Raw genomic sequence first — 597 nt, forward strand, 5'->3', positions numbered from 1 at the left:
TTAGGAGGGGAAAGATGGTAAATTATCGGAGGTTTTTGTTGAATCGACGGGCATTTGCACTCGTCACAGCGATTCTACTACTAGTTTCAACATTTCTAGCTCCAACGGTCAACGCACGAACGATGAAAACACAGGAATCGAACCCTGTAGCCACGTCGTTCAAAGATGAAGCCCTAACCAATAAAGTAAGCAAGTCCTTACAAAACCAGTTCAAGGATGACGATCAGGTCACGTTCTTGATCAAGTTCAATGAACAGGTGGATACCAAGAAAGTTTCGAAGAATGCGATCGAAAAAGCGGAGAAGCAGAAGCTGACGCCTTACAAGAAGGAACTGGCACAACGCTCTGCAGTCGTATCGGCACTTCGCTCCACGGCAATCGAAACACAAGGGAACGTAAAACAATTTTTAGAGAAACAAAAAGCAAGCAAGGCAGTGAAAAACTATCAATCTTTCTTCATTGTCAATGCAATGGCTGTAACGGCGAACAAAGAAGTCATGGAGCAATTGGCTGCATTTCCTGAGGTAGCGAAAGTATTGCCGAATGAAGTGCGTCAACTCCAACCGATGCCTCAATCAACAAAAGCGTCCACTCAAC

Annotated in this window: 1 protein-coding gene; it reads left to right on the plus strand. The window is 44.6% G+C overall.

Annotated elements, in window-relative coordinates; translation table 11 throughout:
• Window positions 1–14: 14 nt before the first annotated feature.
• A partial coding sequence (locus tag ACTWQL_RS24875; RefSeq protein WP_443145013.1) for a protease inhibitor I9 family protein occupies window positions 15–597 on the plus strand: 583 nt, incomplete at its 3' end.

The organism is Pseudalkalibacillus sp. R45 (assembly GCF_052246725.1).
GTDB lineage: Bacteria > Bacillota > Bacilli > Bacillales > Fictibacillaceae > Pseudalkalibacillus.